Source organism: Desulfosoma sp. (assembly GCA_037481875.1).
Taxonomy (GTDB): domain Bacteria; phylum Desulfobacterota; class Syntrophobacteria; order Syntrophobacterales; family DSM-9756; genus Desulfosoma.
Genome location: JBBFKY010000001.1, coordinates 37,224 through 56,606, shown reverse-complemented (window position 1 = coordinate 56,606; position 19,383 = coordinate 37,224). Strand labels below are relative to the sequence as shown.

The window sequence follows — 19,383 nt, the reverse complement described above, 5'->3', positions numbered from 1 at the left end:
GCCGAGAGTTTCCCATGAAGAGCTCGGATCGAATGTTCGATATTCTACTTGTTTTAAGCTTTCTTGTGAGCCTCTTTTTACCCCTCGCCACCTTGCGCTTTGAGCAGGCTTCAGTCTCGGAAAAGCGTTCTTTGGCCCCTTTTCCTCAATGGCCGAAAAACACGCACGAAATCAGGGTGTTCCAGACAGCTTTTGAAAAATGGTTCGACGATCACTTCGGAGGCCGTCATCGTCTCGTGCAGGCTTATCACCTCATGAGCCTCGCCCTCGGAACCACAGGCTCTCCACGTGTTCTTCTCGGCAAGGACGGCTGGCTTTTTTACACGGATCCTGAAGACGGCAACAATCTGGATGATTACCGCCGAACAGACCCCTTGACACAGGATGATCTGGAACGTTGGCGCCTTGTCCTTGAAACGAAGGCAGCTTGGCTTAAAAGTCGAGGCATTGCTTATTTTTTTATCGTGGTCCCCAACAAGCATACGATCTATCCGGAATATTACTCATCCCGAGTAAGGGTGCACGGCGTTCGCTCTCGTTTGGATCAGCTGATGGACGCTCTGAAAGACTCTGATGTTCCGGTGCTCGACCTTCGAAAACCCTTCCTGGAAGCGAAGGTTCTCGGGCGGCTCTATCATAAAACCGACACGCATTGGAACGACTTAGGCGCCGCTTTGGCCGCCAACGTCATTGTGGATAAACTCTTTTCCTTTGGGCTCACCGCAGGTCAAGGTCATTACAGAGTAGAGGATTTTTTCCAGCGTTCGGCCGAAGGCGGCGACCTGGCACGAATGCTGAATCTTTCAAGGATCCTTAAAGAACATCAGGTCCCTGTGGTTCGTCCCGGAGTGCTTCGATGCTTTGATCACAACCAAGACGATGTGTTGAATGCGGAAGATCCGGAACTGATCATCACGTCATGCCGATCGGAGGGGAAATCGGCCTTGATCTTTCGAGACTCTTTCTTTACGCGACTGCGTCCTTTTGTTTCCGAACATTTCAGGAAGGCTGTCTACACCATGGCGTTGCCGGAAATCGAAACCCTGGAACGATTGGTGAAAGAATATGCCCCGGATGTGGTTTTGGAAGAACGTGTCGAGCGGTATCTTAAGGTCCTTCCCAAGGCACCCGATCCCGACTCAGAGCCCTACCGGGCTTATCTTGAAACACGGGTTTCCAAAGCCACCCATTCCACCTCAGTGCCATGTCCGTAAACCTCTATGAATCCCCCAGTCCATAGGCCGTTTAGAATCCTTGCGCTTTTTCTGGTCGGTTACGCCCTCGTCGCCGTGAAATTTTACCTTCTCCAGGACCAAAAGCTCATGGTTCTTGGAGACGCTTTTTACGATTCGAGGCTGTTTGTCGAGTTGGCTCAAAACCTCAGCCAGGGCCGATGGCTTGGTCCTTACCACGAAAGAACCTTGATCAAAGGCCCCTTTTATCCCCTTTGGATCGCCGCCACGCACTCTATCCACGTGCCGCTATTGACAGCACAACATTGTCTTTACCTTGCAGCTTGTGCAGCGGCGGCCTGGGCGCTTTTTCGGTTTTTTGATCCCTGGTGCGCTCTGTTTTTCTGGACGCTGCTTTGGTTCAATCCCATGAGTTATGCCCTTTATACGAGCATGGTCATGAGGGAATACGTGTCGGCTTCCCTGGCTATGCTTGTCGTCGCTTTCAGCTTTTTGCTGTTTCGAGACGTTGGGCCCTCGTGGCGCCGTACGCTTTACGCGGGGATTTTGGGCATTGTTTTCAGCGCCTTTTGGCTCACACGGGAAGAATCCCTCTGGATTCTTCCTTTTTATGGCGTTACGGTGCTCCATGTGTTTTTGCGGTTGCGATTCGGTTCCAAGAATTCTTGGCGCAATCTGGTGATAAACGGAGCCTTGGCTCTTTTCCCTTTGGGGATTTTGGCGGGATCCATCGTTGTTGTTATGGAACTCAATCGAGCTCACTACGGAATCGCCGAAACCGTGGAAATCAAAAGCAGGTTTTTTCGAGATGCCTACGGAGCCTTAACCCGGGTCCATTCAGATATTTTCAAGCCGGCCGTCCCTGTGCCTCGAGAAGTCCGGGAAAAAGTGTATGGCGTCAGTCCTTCTTTTGCAGAACTGCGTCCGTTTTTGGAACGGGAAGATACGGGCTGGGCTTGCACCCTCCGTCACCTGAAACGTCTCTATGAGACCGGAGGTCTGGATGACACTGCCAGGAAAGGAATCGACTTTATTCTGCGCCATGATGCTTCAGGCGTGTGGCGCGGTATTTGGGAAAAAGTCGACGAGGAACCTTGCGATCTTCACGGACCCTGGTTTGTGTGGGCTTTTCGAGAAGCGGCGGCGGCGGCCGGATACCACCGGTCAGCTCCTGAGGCCCGTGCTTATTACGAAAGGCTTGCCCGTGAAATTCACGGCGCCTGTGACCGAAAGGAAATTCCCTGCGGACCGGCAAGATCGTCGCTGGCGCCACGCTGGAGATGGGAATTTCTGCCTCCATGGGTCAAAATGTTCGGGCAGGTTCTGCATCTCGCGGTGTCGCATCAAGGATTTCACTACGAAACCTCGGTTTCCAAGGGAGACGCGAAAGCCCAGGCTCTTTTTAGGCACATGACTCATGAGGACCCCATGCCCTTGGAAAAGGCGGCCCCGAGTTCCAAAGAGATTTTCCGTACGACGGTTCTGGATCATATCGCCGTTTTCTATCGTGTCGTTTTCCCCTGGCTTTTCTATGCCGCTTTGGGTGTCCACCTTCTTTTGAGCTTCTCCAAGAAAACCATTCTCGGTCCTTTATGGGGGTTTGCCACGGCTGTTCTGGCTTCATGCGCGACTCTGGCAGCCATTTTGGCTTATGTGCACGTGACTTCCTTTCCAGGCATCGAACCGCGCTACCTGGCCCCCTTGCCCCCTCTGGCCATCCTTTATGTGGCTTTGGTTTTTCCGGCCATGAAAGACTTTCTGCGCTCCCCAGAGCCGCCACCGGACATCTTACGACACAAAAAAAGAAAACCAGCCGAAGGGTAAAGTGATCCTTGCGGGTCAATGGAAAGGTCGCCTAGGGTCATCGTGGAAGCAGGTCAAATTCGGGATAACGTCCTTGACCGAGCGGATTCCCGCAGCTAGAAAGATTGGCACTTAAAACATGTAACGTCGTCGAAATGGATGGCTCCCCAAAAGCCTTGAGGTTGTTGAACCGGCATGGAGCACGATGATGGAACGCGACCCGAATCTGGAACTTTCCATTGTGATGCCTTGCCTCAACGAATCCCGCACACTTCGAACATGCATTCAAAAGGCCAGGGCCTTTTTGGATCAGGCCCAAGTGCGGGGCGAAGTGATCGTGGCAGACAACGGCAGTACCGATGGATCCATTCAGATTGCGAAAGCTGAAGGGGCTCGGGTCGTTCATGTCGACAAAAAGGGTTACGGAAGCGCCCTTATGGGAGGCATCAGCGCGGCCCGAGGTACCTATGTGATCATGGGCGATAGTGACGATTCCTACGATTTTCTGCATCTGGAAAATTTTCTGGAAAAACTTCGAGACGGCTACGATCTGGTGGTGGGAAATCGGTTTCTTGGGGGGATCGAACCGGGTGCCATGCCCTTTCTGCATCGGTACCTCGGGAATCCGGTGCTGAGTTCTCTCGGCAATCTTTTCTTTAAAACGAACTTAGGGGACTTCCATTGCGGCCTACGAGGTTTTCGGCGAGAAGCCGTGCTTGGATTGGATTTGAAGACGACGGGGATGGAGTTTGCTAGTGAAATGATCGTCAAAGCGTCCCTACAGGGGTTACGCATGACCGAAGTACCGACGGTACTTTCACGCGACGGCAGAGACCGTCCACCTCACTTGAGGACCTGGCGGGACGGCTGGCGGCACCTGCGGTTTCTTTTGCTTTACAGTCCCAAGTGGCTTTTCTTTTATCCGGGTTTTTTTCTTTTTGGCGCAAGTCTTCTCGTATTCCTTGCCATCATGGCTCATCCCGTTCATGTGGGACGAATCGTTTTCGACATTCATACCCTGGCCTATGCCGCTTTCGGTTGCCTTGTGGGTTTGCAAGTCGTCCTTTTCTATGTGGTATCCACCGAGTATGCGTACCGAAAAGGAATCCTTCCCATGAAGCCGGCGGCCATTGCTTCCGTCTTTCGTTGGCGGCTTGAATACGGCATCTTATTGGGAACACTTCTTTTCCTCGTGGGTATCGCCGGTGCTTTTTACGCATTCGGCCTCTGGCGTTCAGTGCAATATCAGGCGCTTGAGCCTTCCCGGGTTATGCGTTTTGTCATCCCGTCAGGGCTTTTTATGGCCGCCGGCATTCAGGTAATCTTCTCTTCTTTTCTCCTGTCCGTCTTTCGCATTGACACAAGCTCCTGAGCTGCTTGAAGCTTCGAGAACGCCTTTGGATTGGGTGCAGCGAAAGAACGCAAGACATGAAAACCTTAGATCATATGCTTCAAAAGTGGCGCTACCATGTGGTGACTCCCTTTATTCCGCATGGGTGCCGTCTGTTGGACATAGGTGGCTACGATGGTAGCTTTCTATACTTTGTTAAAGACAGATTGGTGCAAGGCTATTGCCTCGATCCTTTGTGCCGAACGAGGTCGGAAGGGCCTTTTCATTTGATTCAGGCTCATGCCGGCCAGGAACTTCCGTTACCTACCGCTTCCGTGGATGTGGTCACTTTGTTGGCCGTTTTCGAACACATCCAGGAAAGGGAAGCCCTGGTCCGTGAAATCTTCCGGGTGCTTCAGGATGAAGGCCTGGTGATCCTTACGGTCCCCCAGCCTCTTGTGGACGATATTCTCAAAGTTCTCATAAGGCTCCGAATCGCCGACGGCATGGCTGCAGAAGAACATCATCATTTCGACCCCGCTATGGTGGTTCCCCTTTTCGGGCGGTTCGGCTTTTCTTTGATCACACGGGCACGATTCCAACTGGGTTTGAACAACATCTTTGTGTTTCGAAAAACTCGTAGGGGCTGAGGCATGTCTTCTCACCCCGACACTAACCGCGACATGTTTTCAGAGAAGCTTATCGGGCACGTTTTTTCCCAAGACACACAATCGCCTTGACCTAACCGGAGACGATTGTTAAGAACTGCGGGCGTTGCCGGTTCGCATCACTTGCGGTAGCCTTGCTGAAGAAAGGTCAGAAACACCTCTATGATGGACCGGGCTTTCGAGGCCGAACTTTACCCGATAGAAGCCGCTCCTTTGCCTTCGGCGCGACAGGCACTTGTTTTTGCCGCTCATGCAGATGACGAGGTTTACGGCTGTGGGGGAACTCTTCGCCTTTTGTCGGAAAAAGGAACCCCCGTTTCGGTGGTCGTGGTCACCCAGGGAAACCAATGTCGAGGCGACGTGAGCGAAGAAATCGTCGAAAGGCGGCGTCGGGAATCCTTCGAGGCCTCACGCCTTCTCGGCTATGCGGCTCCAAAGCATTGGGACATTCCAGATCGGGAACTACGCTACACGGAAAATCTTGTCTGCCGCCTGCACCACATCATCACAAGCCTGGATGCCGATCTCGTTTTTGCTCCGGCACTTTCTGAAATGCATCCGGACCATCAGGCTCTGGCTCTCGCTGTGGGGGAAGCGGTCCGGCGTAGCGGCGGCTCCAGGCTTTTGGCTTTTTATGAGGTGAGTGCTCCCACAACACCCAATACGCTCATCGATATCAGCCCGGTTGTGGACGTCAAGAAACGGGCCATGCAATGCTTCATCTCTCAAGAAGCCATCCACCCATACCACGAACGCATTCTGGCCTTGAACCGATACCGAGCCTATGTTCTGGGAAAAAACGCTGAGGCTGCAGAAGCCTTTCTCATGGTTGATAGTTCCCGGTTGGAACACGGGCTGGCGAGGGTCTGCGAAACATGGCTATCGCGTCGTCGAACCAGGGGTTTGGCTGTCGAACCGGCGGACCTTCCCTTAGTGAGCGTCATCGTGCGTTCCACGGGGCGTCGTGAACTTTCCGAGGCTCTGGAATCCATCGCCAACCAAACCTATCCTAATCTGGAAGTTGTTCTCGTGGACGCGCTAGGAAGCCTTGCCTCTCACGAAAATCATTATGCTGGCCGCCTGCTCTTAAAGACGGTCTCCACAGGACAATCCCTTTCCAGAAGCCGTGCGGCTAACTTGGGACTTCAAGAAGCTTCAGGCCGTTACGTCCTGTTTCTCGACGAAGACGATCTTCTGCTCCCGGATCATGTGTGGCGGCTTGTCAAGGCTCTGCAAGCCCGAAGAGAAGCCAAAGCCGCTTATGCGGGGGTTCGTGCCGTGGACGAAACAGGCACAACCATCGTGGAATACGATCTTTCATGGTCCGTGGATCGAATGCTGGCGGCCAATTTCATTCCGATCATGGCGGTTCTTTTTGAACGTGCCCTTTTTGAGGATGGGTGTCGATTCGATGAGGATTTCGAGGTTTCCGAGGATTGGGATTTTTGGATGCAGATTTCACAACACACTCCGTTAGTCCACGTGCCTGGAGTGAGCGCCATTTACAGGTACTACCTTGGAGAATCCAAACTTTCCCGAGATCGAGACCATAACTTTTATCTCTATTGGCGAAAGAAAGTCCTTGAAAAATGGTTTCGAGCCCTAGGGGTCGAGCCCTTTGCCGCCGCCTTGTATCGTTTAGCTCAGGAACTGGACCAGTTGGGAAGGGAAAAGGGCGCCTTCAAAAGGGAATTGGAAGAGCTTCAACGAGTACGTGAAGACCTGCTTCGACACAACGCTGCACTCAAGCAGGAACTGGACGAAACACGAGCAGATCTGGCGGCGCAAGTGCTTCACAACCAAGAGGTTCTCCGCGAAAACAATGAGTTGCGACATCAACTGGCCGCCTTTGAACGGGAACGGGAAATTCTTCTTAATTCTACCGTGTGGCGCCTCACGGCACCGGTTCGGTTTTTGGCCGGTGTGCTGAAACGTGCACGACGCCGAATCCACGAGATGATCTCATGAAAAGGCGGCCCCAATGCCCGCGAAAGAGGAAATAACCTTGAAGACATCAAAGATCCATGCGTTTACGAGCATTACTTGCAACTATATTCCCAAAGCACGCGTTTTGGCGCGTTCCCTGAAATCGGTCTTCCCTGACCTATGCTTTCATCTGTGCCTGAACGACGTCCCTCCTGCAGGGTTTGACATGAGCGTCGAACCTTTCGACCGTTTGATACTTGTGGAGGATTTGGAAATACCCAACAAAAAAGGCTGGATCTTCAGTCATAGCGTCGTGGAATTATGCACTGCCGTCAAAGGATTCGCTTTTCAGGAGATCTTCAACAAAACCGATGCCGATAAAGTCTTCTTCTTCGATCCTGACATTGTGGTCTTGGGCCGTTTCGAAGAGCTCTTGGAGCACCTCGAGCGAGGAAGCTTGTTGCTGACGCCTCACCTGACCGAACCCGAAAAGGATCTGGAAGCGGTCGCGGACAACGAAATCGCAAGCTTGAAACACGGTGTCTTCAATCTAGGTTTTCTGGGCGTGCGAAGAACGGCCGAAGGAATGAAGTTCTTGGATTGGTGGAGTTCACGGCTTTATCACTTTTGCCGTGACGACATTGCAGGAGGTCTTTTTACCGATCAACGCTGGATGGATTTAGCCCCGTGTTTTTTTGATGAAGTGATTATTCTTCGTGATCCCGCTTTCAATGTGGCCACATGGAACCTCACCCACCGTCATGCCGAGGGATCCCTTAAGTCAGGTATTTTGATCAACGGCAAGCCTTTGGGATTTTATCACTTTTCAGGCTTCGACAGCGGGGCGCAGGAAGTGATGCTTAAGAAGTACGGCCAGAGCTACCGTGTCCTCTTTGAATTGCGGCAATGGTATGTGAAAGCGTGCGAACGGGAAGGGCAAAGTCGGCTTGGAAATCGGCCATGCGCCTATGCGACTTTCAGTAACGGGGAAAAAATCACCGCCCACCAGCGGACTGTGTACCGAACAAGACTCGACGTGCAGAGGGAATTCCCAAATCCTTTTGATGCCGAGGATGTCAACCGAAGTTACTACCACTGGTATAGGATCCATTATGGATCCTCCCAGGAAAGGTCTTCGGTTTCCATGGATATGACGGTCCCGTACCATCAGGCGCTCACCGATTTCGTCGTCTTCACCAAGAATAAAATCAGCGGAAGCTCACGGCTTCCCACGGCGGCCAAGCCTTTGCTGTTAAAGGCTTTTGACGTGCTGCTGTCCGCGTCTCGTCCCCTTATTTCCTGAAACTGCTCATTGGCAAGATCATGGGTGCTCTTTCTGCTTCGCACATTGTCAAAACACCGTTGATCTGTGTCCTTTTCAAAAAGGGTGAAGACCGAGCTTTAAGGGAAACCTTAGAGAGTTTACGCGCCTCTGAAACCCAGGGCGAGATCGTGGTGGCGTCTGAAAAGGACGTCTTCGACTCCCAGGGGCCGCAGTTAAACTACCGCCATGTCTGGATGACTCCGGGCCGAGGATCCTTGATCTGCCGAGCATGGGGAAAGCTTCGTTCTGAAAACCGAGACATTCTTTTCCTTCGAGCCGGTGTTCGCGTGGCCCGCAATTGGGACATTCTCCTCTGTTCCACAGCGTGCCTCGATCCAACCATTGCCGCCGTCTCCCCACTCTCCGCCCGCGATCCCTTCTTCTCCCTCGCATCCCATCCGAATCACGGCCATTGGGATCCCCATGCCGTAAACGCCTGGCTTCAGTCCCTCGGACGTCATAAAGTTTTCGATGTTCCCGTGTTTTTGGGAAGCTGCGTGTTCTTACGCCACTCGGCCCTGGAAAGCTTGGAACAAGATTTTTGCAACCTTAACGATGACTCTCTTGCTCAAGCTCTTTCGGCCAAAGGATGGTCCCTCGTAGGATGCGAAAACGTCTATGTGGACGATGCCAAAGCCGCCGGTCAACAGCATGACACCATGCTGGAAACGCGTGAGGACGTGCTGGACTTTCTGCACCATCATCCCCTGACCGGCTTACGATGGGCTTTCGAGCATCAGCTGGAAGAAGAGAAAACCGTTGAGATTGACACAATCCGCCCCGTCCAACTCCATGTGGCGCACAGCTGGGGAGGGGGACTGGGTCAGTGGGTCAATGACTTCATCATGGCGGATAAAACCCGCCGCAATCTTGTCCTTCGCTCCATCGGATCTTGGGGAAGCTTCGGGCAACGCTTGGCCCTTTACAACGGCGCCGGCCCTGTCCCTATCGAAGAATGGAATCTTTCCCTGCCCATAAGAGCTACCGCGCCTTCCCACTATGAATACAAGCAAGTCCTTGAAGAAATCATCCATAAGTATGGGGTTGAAGTGATCGTAGTGTCCTCCGTGATCGGTCATTCTTTGGACATCCTAAGAACAGCTCTGAAAACCATCGTGATATTTCATGACTATTATCCCATATGTCCGTTCTTATACCTTTCATTTCACGGGACCTGCCGAGAATGCTCCGAAAAGATCATGCGGTTTTGCTTTGCCGAAAACAGATTGCCGAGAATATTTCGCAACGTGACTCTTTCTGAATGGTTTTCTTTACGTGAAACCTTTGTCGGCGCGCTCACATTCAATAATATTTCTCTCGTAGCTCCGTCTCCGTCGGTTTTTCGCAACCTATTTGAGGTGGAATCCCGGTTGGCCGCCCTTGAACATCACATTGTGCCGCATGGTCTTCCAGACCTCTTTACGAAACGTGCAGCCAAGCCTTCAAGAAAGGGTTCTTTCACGGAGAGAAAGGCGGGTCTCCACGTACTTGTCCCAGGGCGCGTTTCGCAAGAAAAAGGGCAATCCCTGCTTTTGAAGGTCATCGGTCGTCTTTGTCATTCCTATCAGTTCACGCTTTTAGGATGCGGGGAGGACGGTCAAGCCTTCAAGCACTTTCCGCATGTCACCCTCATCCCTAACTATGAGCGGAACCACCTGCCGGCAATCATAGATGACCTCAAACCTGATCTGGCGCTTCTTGCCTCCATAGTTCCGGAAACATTCAGCTATGCTCTGAGCGAACTGTGGGCCTTGGGAGTTCCTGTGCTTGCCACAAAGGTAGGCAGTTTTTTGGACCGCGTGGAACATGGTGTGAACGGGTGGCTCTGCGAGCCGAACGCTGAAGAAATAGTCCAAAAGCTGCGGTCCCTTGAAACATCCTTCAATCTTATCGAAGAGGTTGCGCAACGTCTTCAAAGTTACCGCCCCCGGTCCTGTTCCGAGATGGTCATGGACTACCATCGCCTCACGCCTCTCCCGTTTTGTGATCAGCGTCGCCTCAAAGCCTTTTTGCCCAAAGTAATGGATCCTTCTGCTTTGACATCGGCGCCCAACAGGGCCCTTCACATCGATCCTCAGGCTCCCTTCCGTGTGGTGCTCCTGGAATTCTTAGATTATGCCATAAGCAAGATGCAGCGGTCGCCCCGGCTTCACCCCGTCTTTCGAAAACCTCTTGCCGCCCTTCTTCGATTCTTTCAGTCTTTATTAACACCAAGGGGACGACGTTTCCGTCGTCCCCTCTAGGTGATCCGGCCAGTTGACTTGAAGGACTAGGCATGCGAGCCAAATGAATTATACACAGCCCACACTCGAGATGTTTGAGAAATATTCCATGTGATTTGGAAGTCAGGGTTTTAGTAGATCAGAAACACCGGTGGCCAGGCGGTTACGATGTTGCCTCCTTCTAGCAACAGCAATCCCGCTCCAAACAGGTTCGATGCTAAACAAAAAATATCATAAATCTCATCATTTCTACCTAGCTCATTTTGAAGAAAAAAGACTCTCTTTTCATATTTGCCGAGCTCATATAGTTTTATTGTTTGAGTTCTTGCAAGAGAGGTAAACCAGCACTGAACTTGCATTGCCGACGTACTAAAGTTTGACAAAATCAGAATGTTTTCCCATCCGGGAGTTCTAAGCTCAGGGGCAACAGGAAACCAAATTGCGAATGTGGCTTTAGTCCCTGTCGCCTGTTCGTATTCAGCCTGTAATTCTTGCGGGATTCTTGCATCCCCGGCCAAAGCCAACCCGGCACCAAGGACCAACATGGCAACCAAAACCGTGCTTGCAATCTTCTTCATGGCCTTTTCTCCTTCTCATCTTTTGCGCTTCTACGCCTACGACAAGACCACCGCCGCCTAAAAAAACTTTTCTCTAAACACTCTCACCTCCTTTCACCCCCCTGAAGCCGATCCTCACGGTGTTCTATTTAGCTTCCGCAAGATGTCCGCCATGTTTGGGGGTTGGATCACTAGATACCACTGCCCTTTTCGTCGCACCCACCTATCTTCCACCGTTTGTTCCAGGGGATACGGCTTCGACCCCAAAAGTGGGTGCGATAAATGCAAGGATATAGACGTCCTCGTATGTCCTTCATCTTCCAATATTTTTATGTCCCGAATGGAAAACGCTATAATCTTGGAAAAGTCCTTGGATTCTTCCATTTTCTTAAAGTAACTATCCAAATCATCGACCAACGTTGGGTCTACGAAACTTCGTATTTTTTCCCAGTCTTTTTCCTGGCGAGCCACCCAGTAAGCTTCGGCCCTATAACGGAGCGCTTCTTCCGATGATACGTGTCTCGTTTTGAGCGGGGCACATGAACATGCCATCCACAAGCATTGAATCACCAGGATAACTGATAGTCTTTTCATTTTACGGGCACCTGTATTCCATCAACAGGTTTTCCTGCAATATGAATATGCGGCATGACCTTCACCTTGGAGAGATCAGGAGCCAGGTTCACAACAACCGCAGCCACAGGACTGGAAGATTGACATTCCACCGTCAGAGATTGCGCCCATGGACGATTGTAAAAATAGCTCAGATCTTCTATATATTTTTCAAGGCCTTCCATTTGGATGATCCACAAAGTCTGAGTCCTGGAAGGGATCTCGTTGATTCGAACATAAACCACCGCCGGATCTTTGGAAAAGTTTGATAGCACAAGAAAAGGGATATACCTAGGATCAGCGAGCACCTCGGCAAACAGTGTGCGCAGCCCCCCTGAGAATTCAATGGCAACCTCAAAGAAGACCCCGTTGCTTCTCCCATAGAGGGTCTCGACGATGATGTCACCGGAAAAGGCTCCTTCCGGAACCTTGACAACGATCTTTTCATCGCCCCAGGCGACAACACTTCCTTGCACATTTCCCCCGAAGATCACAGCCCCTTGTGCTTGTCCAAATCCTGTACCTCTCAGGATAATTTGGGAACCAACTGGAGCTCTTTGTGGAATCACCCTGAAAATGTAAGGCCCCCCTATCGGTTCGGTCAAAGCACGGTAAGCATTGACACGACCTTTTGTAAGAATCCCTCGCAGGTCTTCTGTTTGATCCGCCGTTCTTAGAATCCTGGCTTTGACGTCACTGGGAGACAAATGAGGATATCGAGACAGAATGAGTGTCGCCAGTCCGCTGACCAGGGCCGTGGACATGGAGGTTCCCGATAGGTTGTTGTAGTCGTTTCCTGGCAGAGTCCCCAAAACGTTTTCTCCGGGAGCAGCCACATGGACCGTCTGAACGCCGTAATTTGAAAACAGCGACATTCTATCAGCCTTATTCGTGGAAGCCACCGAGATGAGGTTGGGTAGATCGTAACTGGCGGGATAGAGGGGATGAAAATCATTGTCATAGCGCTCATTGCCCGCCGCCGCCACAAAAAGGATATTGGAGGCTCCAGAAATAGCCCGCTTTTCCGCTTCGGAATAGGAATAGCCCCCGAAACTCATGTTGATGACTCGAACGCCCCGTGCTTTGGCGAAAGCGACGGCTTCCACGAAATCGGCCACATTGCCGCCGCCTTCCCCTAAGAATTTGACGGGTAAAATAGTGGTGCGCCAGTCCACACCGGCCATTCCTCGAGCGTTGTTACCGACGGCGGCGGCGATCCCCGCAACATGCGTACCATGCCCATCATCATCCCAAGGGTCCCCGTGACCCGTGATCACATTGATCCCGCGACAGTTATCCACATAACCGTCTCCGTCGTCGTCCCGTCCGTTTCCGCAGACTTCCCAACGATTCCTCCAAATCTTGTCGGCAAGATCTTCATGGCTAAGATCGATACCGGTATCCACGACACCCAGAAGGACAGAGCCACTTCCAGAGCTCACCTCCCAAGCCTGAGGCATACCGATTTTTTCCAAGGCCCATTGTTCGCCGTAGTAAGGATCGTTCGGAACGATTTCCAGCTTTTGCCTTAGATAGTTGGGTTCCGCAAATTCAACGTCATCTCGAGCGTTTAAGCTCTGAAGAACCTCTTCCATGCGCTTGGAAGGTTCAAACCGCGCCCGATGAATCCCCAAATCCGGCCAGGATCGTTCCACATGGATACCCAGAGAACGAAGCATACGCCTTTCTTCCTCAGCCGCCTGAGTTCTCCGTTCCCCTTGTCTTTGAAAGGCCCCATCTCTAAACTTTACAAGGATTTCACCGGGTACGTAGTCTGCTTGGCTCTGAGCCAAGCCTTCCCCCAGCCACACCATTAGGGCCAACGCAAAAATAAGGAGGATAAAGCTTAAAGAAGTTCTCGGGTTTCGTGTAGAACTGACCCGTTGAACATCTCCCCGCAATAAATTTTTCCTCAACACGGGCTCGCTCCAGCTTTCATCTCAACAGTGAGTGAACAAACCACAAGAGGTGCTCGTTCAAACAACTAAAAACTTTTGAGGCTTCGGTGCCGCGAGAAAGCGCTTCAACTTTTGCTTGATCTTAGTCTCACAAAGAAGAGACTGTCAAGAATAGGTTTGAAAGCCGGCGTGAATCTTCAGGCCGGCTTCATCTGAGCTTGAGGGTTTACTGCACTATGGTGCTTACAGGTGGTCCCACATGAATGGTTCCGTAACGGGTACGATCGGGAGCGTGAATACCACCGGCAGGGGTCACATAGAAGGTGCCGTCCACACGGCTGCGAATAACTTCCCGGCCGGTCAGGCTCGCCACAAAGTTGTCGATAAGACGCCCCACGGCATGCTGAATGGCTTCACTGGTCAGAATATCCACATCCTTTTCGCCGAAGACGGTCTTGGGCATGACCTTCACTTCAGCCCGGTTCACCCACACGATCTGGCCCGTGCGAGCATCCTGCGCGATCATACGCAACTGGACCCACGCATGATCCACACGACCCCCTTTGTGGGCCAGAAAGGCGATACCGGCCCCCGCCGCTCCCCAAACGGCCGTGTTCAAACTGGCATAATCCTCTTCGCGCAGCAACCCGCCGCCAAAACGAGGGTGCCCCACGAACTTCTTGTCATTGTCTTCCAAAGGCCAGTTATCTTTGGCCAGAGCCGCTCCCACAAGGCCTCCGATGGCCATCTTGTCGATCATTTCATAGGTGTCGCTTTGCGCAACACCAAAAACCGTACGGGACCCCACCTTGAAAAAGAACGGCAATAACCCGGTCTGGATCGGATTAAAACTGTCTTCCTGCCCGGAACGAAACACCAACACGCGGCCTCGAAGCACGTAATCGGCTCGAAACCGGTTTCCGATCCCTCGCACCGCATCACTGTCCAAGGTGATCAATCGCTCTCGGTTCCAATACGGTTCACTCGCACGACGATTGGCTTCATTGCGATAGATGGCTGCAAGAATTTCAGCCTTCATCCCCGAAGACCATTCTTTGAGCAGCTCCTTTTCCAAAGCCAGTGTGGCCGTGCTCTTGCCTTCCTCGGGCGTCGCCTCCTGAATAATGCCTTTTTCCAAAAGATAGCCGATGACATCCTCGTAGACCACAGGAGAGAAACCGAAGCGCAAGAATTCATCCGTCAAGGCTTCATTGATCAAAATGTTGCGCCTCCAGTAGCCGTAAAGGGCATCTTCCGGCGTGTAGTCGGAAAACGGCAGCACCACCACCCTCTTGGATTCCCCGACGGAAGACTCGCGGGCCACGGGAGTCTTCAGTTCCATCACCGACGTCCCACAGCCGGAAAGGATCCACAGGCCAAGCCCTATCGCCATGCATTTCCTGATCATCGTCCTCTCCTCACGACTGTCCAGAGCCATCCCCATGCGCCTTGAGGGCCTTTAAGCTTTTCGCTCTAACGAAAAGCCACTCGAGCGGCCTCAAAAGTCTCCCATGGACCCCCATACTGAAAAGTCCACCGTCCCTTCATCTTTTGCGCAGTCAGGGACGTGATTTCGTATATGTATGCCACACCTCTTTCCACAAATTCCAGAACATAAAGTGTGCTCACTCCGTCTCCGGGTCGGCACGTTACAGGTGTCTCCCCCCATGTTCCCACAAAAAGAAAGCTTTCGGGATTACGATGCAAGCGAAGCGCCCGATCCGGCCCGTAATCGTAGACGGCACCCCGATAGGTTTCGCTGACCAGCCATGTGCCTTCAGGCGTGCGCACATTGATTTGAGCTCGCTGCACTTCCACCGCATCGGCCAAGGTCTTTCCCACGCGCGAACTGACGATGATACGACCCTGCAATCCGAGAAGACGCACAGGACCCAAGGGAATGGATCCGATGGGACCCGAGGCGTAATAGAAATCATCGGCCCCAGGCACTTTGACACCGCTTTGAAAAACCACGGCGAGACCCTGAGGATGCTGCGCCGAGAGGGCGTAGACCACACCGGGCAGGGCATCGGGAAAGGAAAGCAGCAGGTAAATTTTTTCATCCAAACTACAGCTTTCATCCAAACTTCCCCCAAGACCGTCCGGATCTATCCAACGGCCTCCGGCCTGAATGCAGGACGCCTGGCTGTTGTAACGGCTCACAAGACTCGGGGCCGCCAAGATCAGTTCCAACCATGCCGAATCGACGGTTTCCACCATAAGAAACCCGGAAGTGGTCTGGGAAATGGTCACTGAAACCGGCGGCCCGCTGATCGGTTCTCCAGGTCGGCGAACATCCACGATCACCGGAATCACACGGTAGGCATCCCCCGTGACGTTATAGACCGTGATCCTTCCCGTGAAACGACCGTACCCCATGGTCTGGAGTATGGAATCTATGGGGGTCACGACAACGGTTCCGGATCTTCCCGTCGACCCCGGAACCCCAAGGTTGGAATCCACCGAGACATCCAGGAACGGAACGTCTACCGTGGCGAACCAACCCGCTTCCTGGGAAATGACATACAAAGTCTGTGAGGAAGCGGCGTCCAGAAGGCCTTCAGCCGTGCGCTCCAGGCTCCAGAACAGATAGCCCGGATAAACACTCAATCGTTCCCGTGACACGGGAATCACTCTCGCCTTGACCACCAGTTCCACCGGATCCGTGGACAAACTGGAATAAAAGACAATTTTTCCTTCCACATAGGAACCGTCTTGCAGGATAGGAATCTTGGTGGGATCCACGGTCAGGGTCGCGGAAGCGTTCCCTGTGCCACTGGAAGGCGCTAGACCGAGCCACGGCACCATAACGGCTGCAGACCAGAGAAACGTTGTGTCCGAAGGGTCTGCGTTTCGTACAAGAACAGGAAAGGCACGTGAGGAAAGATCCGCCGTGGTGAAATCCAACTGTATGTGAGTGGGGGAGACCGTCAGTCTTCTTTCCGGCGTGCGGATGACTGTCATGGAGACCGTGACTGTCGCGGATTTCGATGGATCCAGGCCCGAGACCACGGTAATCGTTCCCGTGAAGGTCCCTTCCATAAGTTCGGAAATGGTGACGGTGACCGTGATGGTTCCCGGAATGTCTCCGGAGGTGGGGTCCAGCTTTAACCAGACAGCGTCACTGGAAGCGAAAAATTTGCTGGTAGTGTTGGGATCTGAGACCTCAGGACCTCCTGTGACCGTTATCGTAAAAGATCCAGGCTCCAGACTTTCGCCCGGCTGCAGACGAAACGTCCCCACATCCACGAAACTCGGTGAAACCACAAGGGTTTCGTTGTCCGTTTTGTTGTCCGAGTCCTGAGCCCACAAGGGGCAGGGGGACATCAAGCAACAACAAAGGACAAAAAACCCCAGAGAAACCCACACCGACTTGGCCCGAACCTTCATGGAAGACCCTCCTTGACCAGGCTCTTCTAACAGGGGAATCGGTCCGCCCTTTTGCTTGAACACCGACGGCACGTGACCGCAGGGTCCATCCCCACACACAGCGCTTACTGTTTTATCGTCCTTGCGGCTCTAAAGCTTTAGAATTTTCTTCCATCACCCCTCCACGGGACCGAAGCATTTCCCGCAAGCCTTCCACTTTCCGAGAAAATTCCTGAGTCACCACTTCCGCTTCCCTGCGATCTCGTACCACCCGCGGCGTGATCAATATGATCAGTTCTGTTTTGGAATTTTCCTTGCCTTCACTGCCGAAAACATATTTCAAAAGGGGAAGATGGCGCAAGCCCGGAATACCGGAACGACTCACCGAATCGCGATTACGCATCAAGCCGCCGATGACGATCATCTGGCCGTCCTGAACCACCAGGGAAGTTTCGGCCACTCGACTCACGATGGAAGTGGTTTTGAGGTCCGGATCTTTTTCACCGCGTTCACTGACTTCCTGGGAAATGTCCATCTTGACCAGGCCGCTGGAATTGATATGAGGGGTCACTTTAAGAATGATGCCGGTTTTACGGTATTGAATGGTCCGCGAGGTCGCCGTGGTCTCCTGGCTTGTCACTTCACCCGTGACAATGGGAATTTCTTCAGCCACTTCAATATAGGCTTCCTTGTTGTCCGAAGCCATAATGTTCGGTGACGAAAGAATATTGAGAGAGGTGTCTTTGCCCAAGGCGCTGATCAGACCTCGAAGAAAGTCCGTGCTGTCGAAAACGGCGGCGGCGAAACCCGTCCCCGTCCCCAAAGCCGTGTTCGCGGCTCGGGACCGAAGGTTATCGAGCACAAACTGACCTGTGTAGTCCTTGTAGTGCCCTTGCAGAAACCATTCAATGCCGTATTCGGCTGAACCGGAAAGGGACAGTTCTGCAATAATCACGTTGATAAGCACCTGGCGCGGTATCTGATCCAGTTTTTCTAGAACGTTTCGAATGATACGGTAGTCCTTTTCCCGGGCCTTGATGACGATACTGTTGGTGGCTTCATCCGGAATGAAGGCGACCTCGGCTTCCAGAGAACCGGCGGCCGCTCCCAAGGTCGTTCTTTCGGGAGCTGTGGAAGTCCCGGTGGAGCCGGCGGCTCCCGAGGCCGAGGGCCTCTGCGTTGCAAGACCGGTGGTCCCGGTGGGGCTTGTGAAGGGTGAAGATGTCGAGCGTGATCTGGAAGTTCGGGTGGCGGCTATGGACGTTGCGGCCTGACCGGTTCTCGTTGTCCGTGACGTGGTTGTCGGCAGACCGTAGACCCGTGATAAGACATCGGCCAATTCCACCGCCGAGCCGTTCTCTACAAAATAGACATAAACCCCTTGGCCCGCCTCCCCAGGCCGGTCGATCACGGCCAGCCATCGGGCCGCCTGATCGATGAGCGCCGGCCATCGTGTGGCTAAAAACACGGCATTCAGGCTTCTAATGGCAAAAAGCTGAAACCCTCCGGGATCCGCCCCAGGACGCAGAAAAAGACCTTCTTTGCTCAAAATTTCCGTCAGTTCCTGGGCTACCTGGTCCGCTTCCGCATGCAGTAAAGGAAAAATTCTCCAGGATACCTCCTGAATACGATCCACATCCATGACCGCGAGCACTCCGGCCACTTTTTCGATGTTAGCCAAAGTGTCCGTCACGATGAGAGCGTTGCTGGCTTTGTCCGGCACCACCACGGCATTGGGAGAAAGAAAGGGTTTGATATTGCCCGCAGCGGTTTCCGCACTGAGGTACCTCAAACGGATCAGGCGTGTCACATCCACAAAACCCGTTTCGGTTATTCCTGTTTCAATTCCGGCCCCACTTAAGCCTCCGCCGAGATCCTTACGGACCACCTTGACCATGTCCCCCGGGCCGGGCACCAAGGCCAAACCGCTCACTTGAAGAACGTCGTTGAGCAGCTTCATGAAGGCAGGTTTCGTATAGGAACCCTTGGCACGAAAAGTCACCTTGGCCTTGATACTGGGATCTACGATGTAGTTGACTCCGTAGAGCTGATAAAGGGTGGCATCGAGAACCTGATAAAGATCCGCTGCATCAAAGGCCATATCGATGGCCACCGTTTGGTCTGCGGCGGCGAGCTTGGCGGCTTCCCGGCGGGCTTCCTGAGCGACGGCGGCTGGAGTGGCTCCCGCCCCAGGACGTCCCTGGTAAGAAAGATCACGCGCGGGCAGCTCCGTCAAAGAACCTTTTGGGGGAGCCACAATCACCGCCTCCGATTTTTTTTCTGAACCCGATTCGGTCCCCGGAATCGTCTGGGTCGTCGGCGTCAACGAAGGCGTCGTCCCCACGGAAGGCCCGCCAGGGGGTCGACCCTGTAAGGACGTCGTGCCACATCCCACCATCCCCAGGACCACACACAGGATTCCGGCTCGCATCACCAACTTCCATGGGGACCTTCGCACTACCATGCTCACGTCTCCTTCAC

At 52.9% G+C, this 19,383-nt stretch carries 12 protein-coding genes; 7 read left to right on the top strand and 5 right to left on the bottom strand.

The features are described from left to right. Window positions 1-14: 14 nt before the first annotated feature. The 7 genes from WHS46_00215 to WHS46_00185 all read left to right on the top strand — a co-directional run bounded on the left by WHS46_00215 (window position 15) and on the right by WHS46_00185 (window position 10,487). Window positions 15-1,214, top strand: coding sequence for a hypothetical protein (locus WHS46_00215; GenBank protein MEJ5347096.1), 1,200 nt, complete (start codon window positions 15-17; stop codon window positions 1,212-1,214). 108 nt (window positions 1,215-1,322) lie between these two features. After that, a complete protein-coding gene (locus tag WHS46_00210; GenBank protein MEJ5347095.1) occupies window positions 1,323-3,017 on the top strand; it encodes a hypothetical protein in 1,695 nt (564 codons plus the stop codon). A 184-nt stretch (window positions 3,018-3,201) separates the two neighbouring features. Beyond that, entirely contained in the window at window positions 3,202-4,368 is a 1,167-nt protein-coding gene (locus WHS46_00205) for a glycosyltransferase family 2 protein (GenBank protein MEJ5347094.1), read from the top strand. A 56-nt stretch (window positions 4,369-4,424) separates the two neighbouring features. After that, the gene (locus WHS46_00200) at window positions 4,425-4,976 is read left to right on the top strand and encodes a class I SAM-dependent methyltransferase (protein ID MEJ5347093.1); all 552 of its coding nucleotides are present in this window, start codon (window positions 4,425-4,427) and stop codon (window positions 4,974-4,976) included. A 180-nt stretch (window positions 4,977-5,156) separates the two neighbouring features. Further along, the gene (locus WHS46_00195; protein ID MEJ5347092.1) at window positions 5,157-6,962 is read left to right on the top strand and encodes a PIG-L family deacetylase; all 1,806 of its coding nucleotides are present in this window, start codon (window positions 5,157-5,159) and stop codon (window positions 6,960-6,962) included. Between the two features lie 13 nt (window positions 6,963-6,975). After that, window positions 6,976-8,223 carry a hypothetical protein gene (locus tag WHS46_00190; protein ID MEJ5347091.1) on the top strand — a complete coding sequence of 416 codons (1,248 nt, stop codon included), beginning with the start codon at window positions 6,976-6,978 and terminating at the stop codon, window positions 8,221-8,223. Window positions 8,224-8,243: 20 nt separating this feature from the next. Beyond that, window positions 8,244-10,487, top strand: a complete 2,244-nt coding sequence (locus WHS46_00185) for a glycosyltransferase family 4 protein (GenBank protein MEJ5347090.1) — start codon at window positions 8,244-8,246, stop codon at window positions 10,485-10,487. A 110-nt stretch (window positions 10,488-10,597) separates the two neighbouring features. Here the strand turns inward: WHS46_00185 and WHS46_00180 are convergent, their stop codons facing one another. From WHS46_00180 to gspD, 5 genes are all read right to left on the bottom strand, one after another. Next, window positions 10,598-11,044: a hypothetical protein gene (locus WHS46_00180; GenBank protein ID MEJ5347089.1), complete on the bottom strand. Its 447-nt coding sequence runs from the start codon at window positions 11,042-11,044 to the stop codon at window positions 10,598-10,600. A 569-nt stretch (window positions 11,045-11,613) separates the two neighbouring features. Next, window positions 11,614-13,314 (bottom strand): S8 family serine peptidase, encoded by a 1,701-nt coding sequence (locus WHS46_00175; protein ID MEJ5347088.1) that lies wholly within the window; start codon window positions 13,312-13,314, stop codon window positions 11,614-11,616. A gap of 445 nt (window positions 13,315-13,759) precedes the next feature. After that, window positions 13,760-14,941: a hypothetical protein gene (locus WHS46_00170; GenBank protein MEJ5347087.1), complete on the bottom strand. Its 1,182-nt coding sequence runs from the start codon at window positions 14,939-14,941 to the stop codon at window positions 13,760-13,762. 65 nt (window positions 14,942-15,006) lie between these two features. Continuing rightward, window positions 15,007-16,923: a BACON domain-containing protein gene (locus WHS46_00165; protein ID MEJ5347086.1), complete on the bottom strand. Its 1,917-nt coding sequence runs from the start codon at window positions 16,921-16,923 to the stop codon at window positions 15,007-15,009. 112 nt (window positions 16,924-17,035) lie between these two features. Beyond that, window positions 17,036-19,366: a type II secretion system secretin GspD gene (gene gspD / locus WHS46_00160; protein ID MEJ5347085.1), complete on the bottom strand. Its 2,331-nt coding sequence runs from the start codon at window positions 19,364-19,366 to the stop codon at window positions 17,036-17,038. Between the last annotated feature and the right edge of the window lie 17 nt (window positions 19,367-19,383).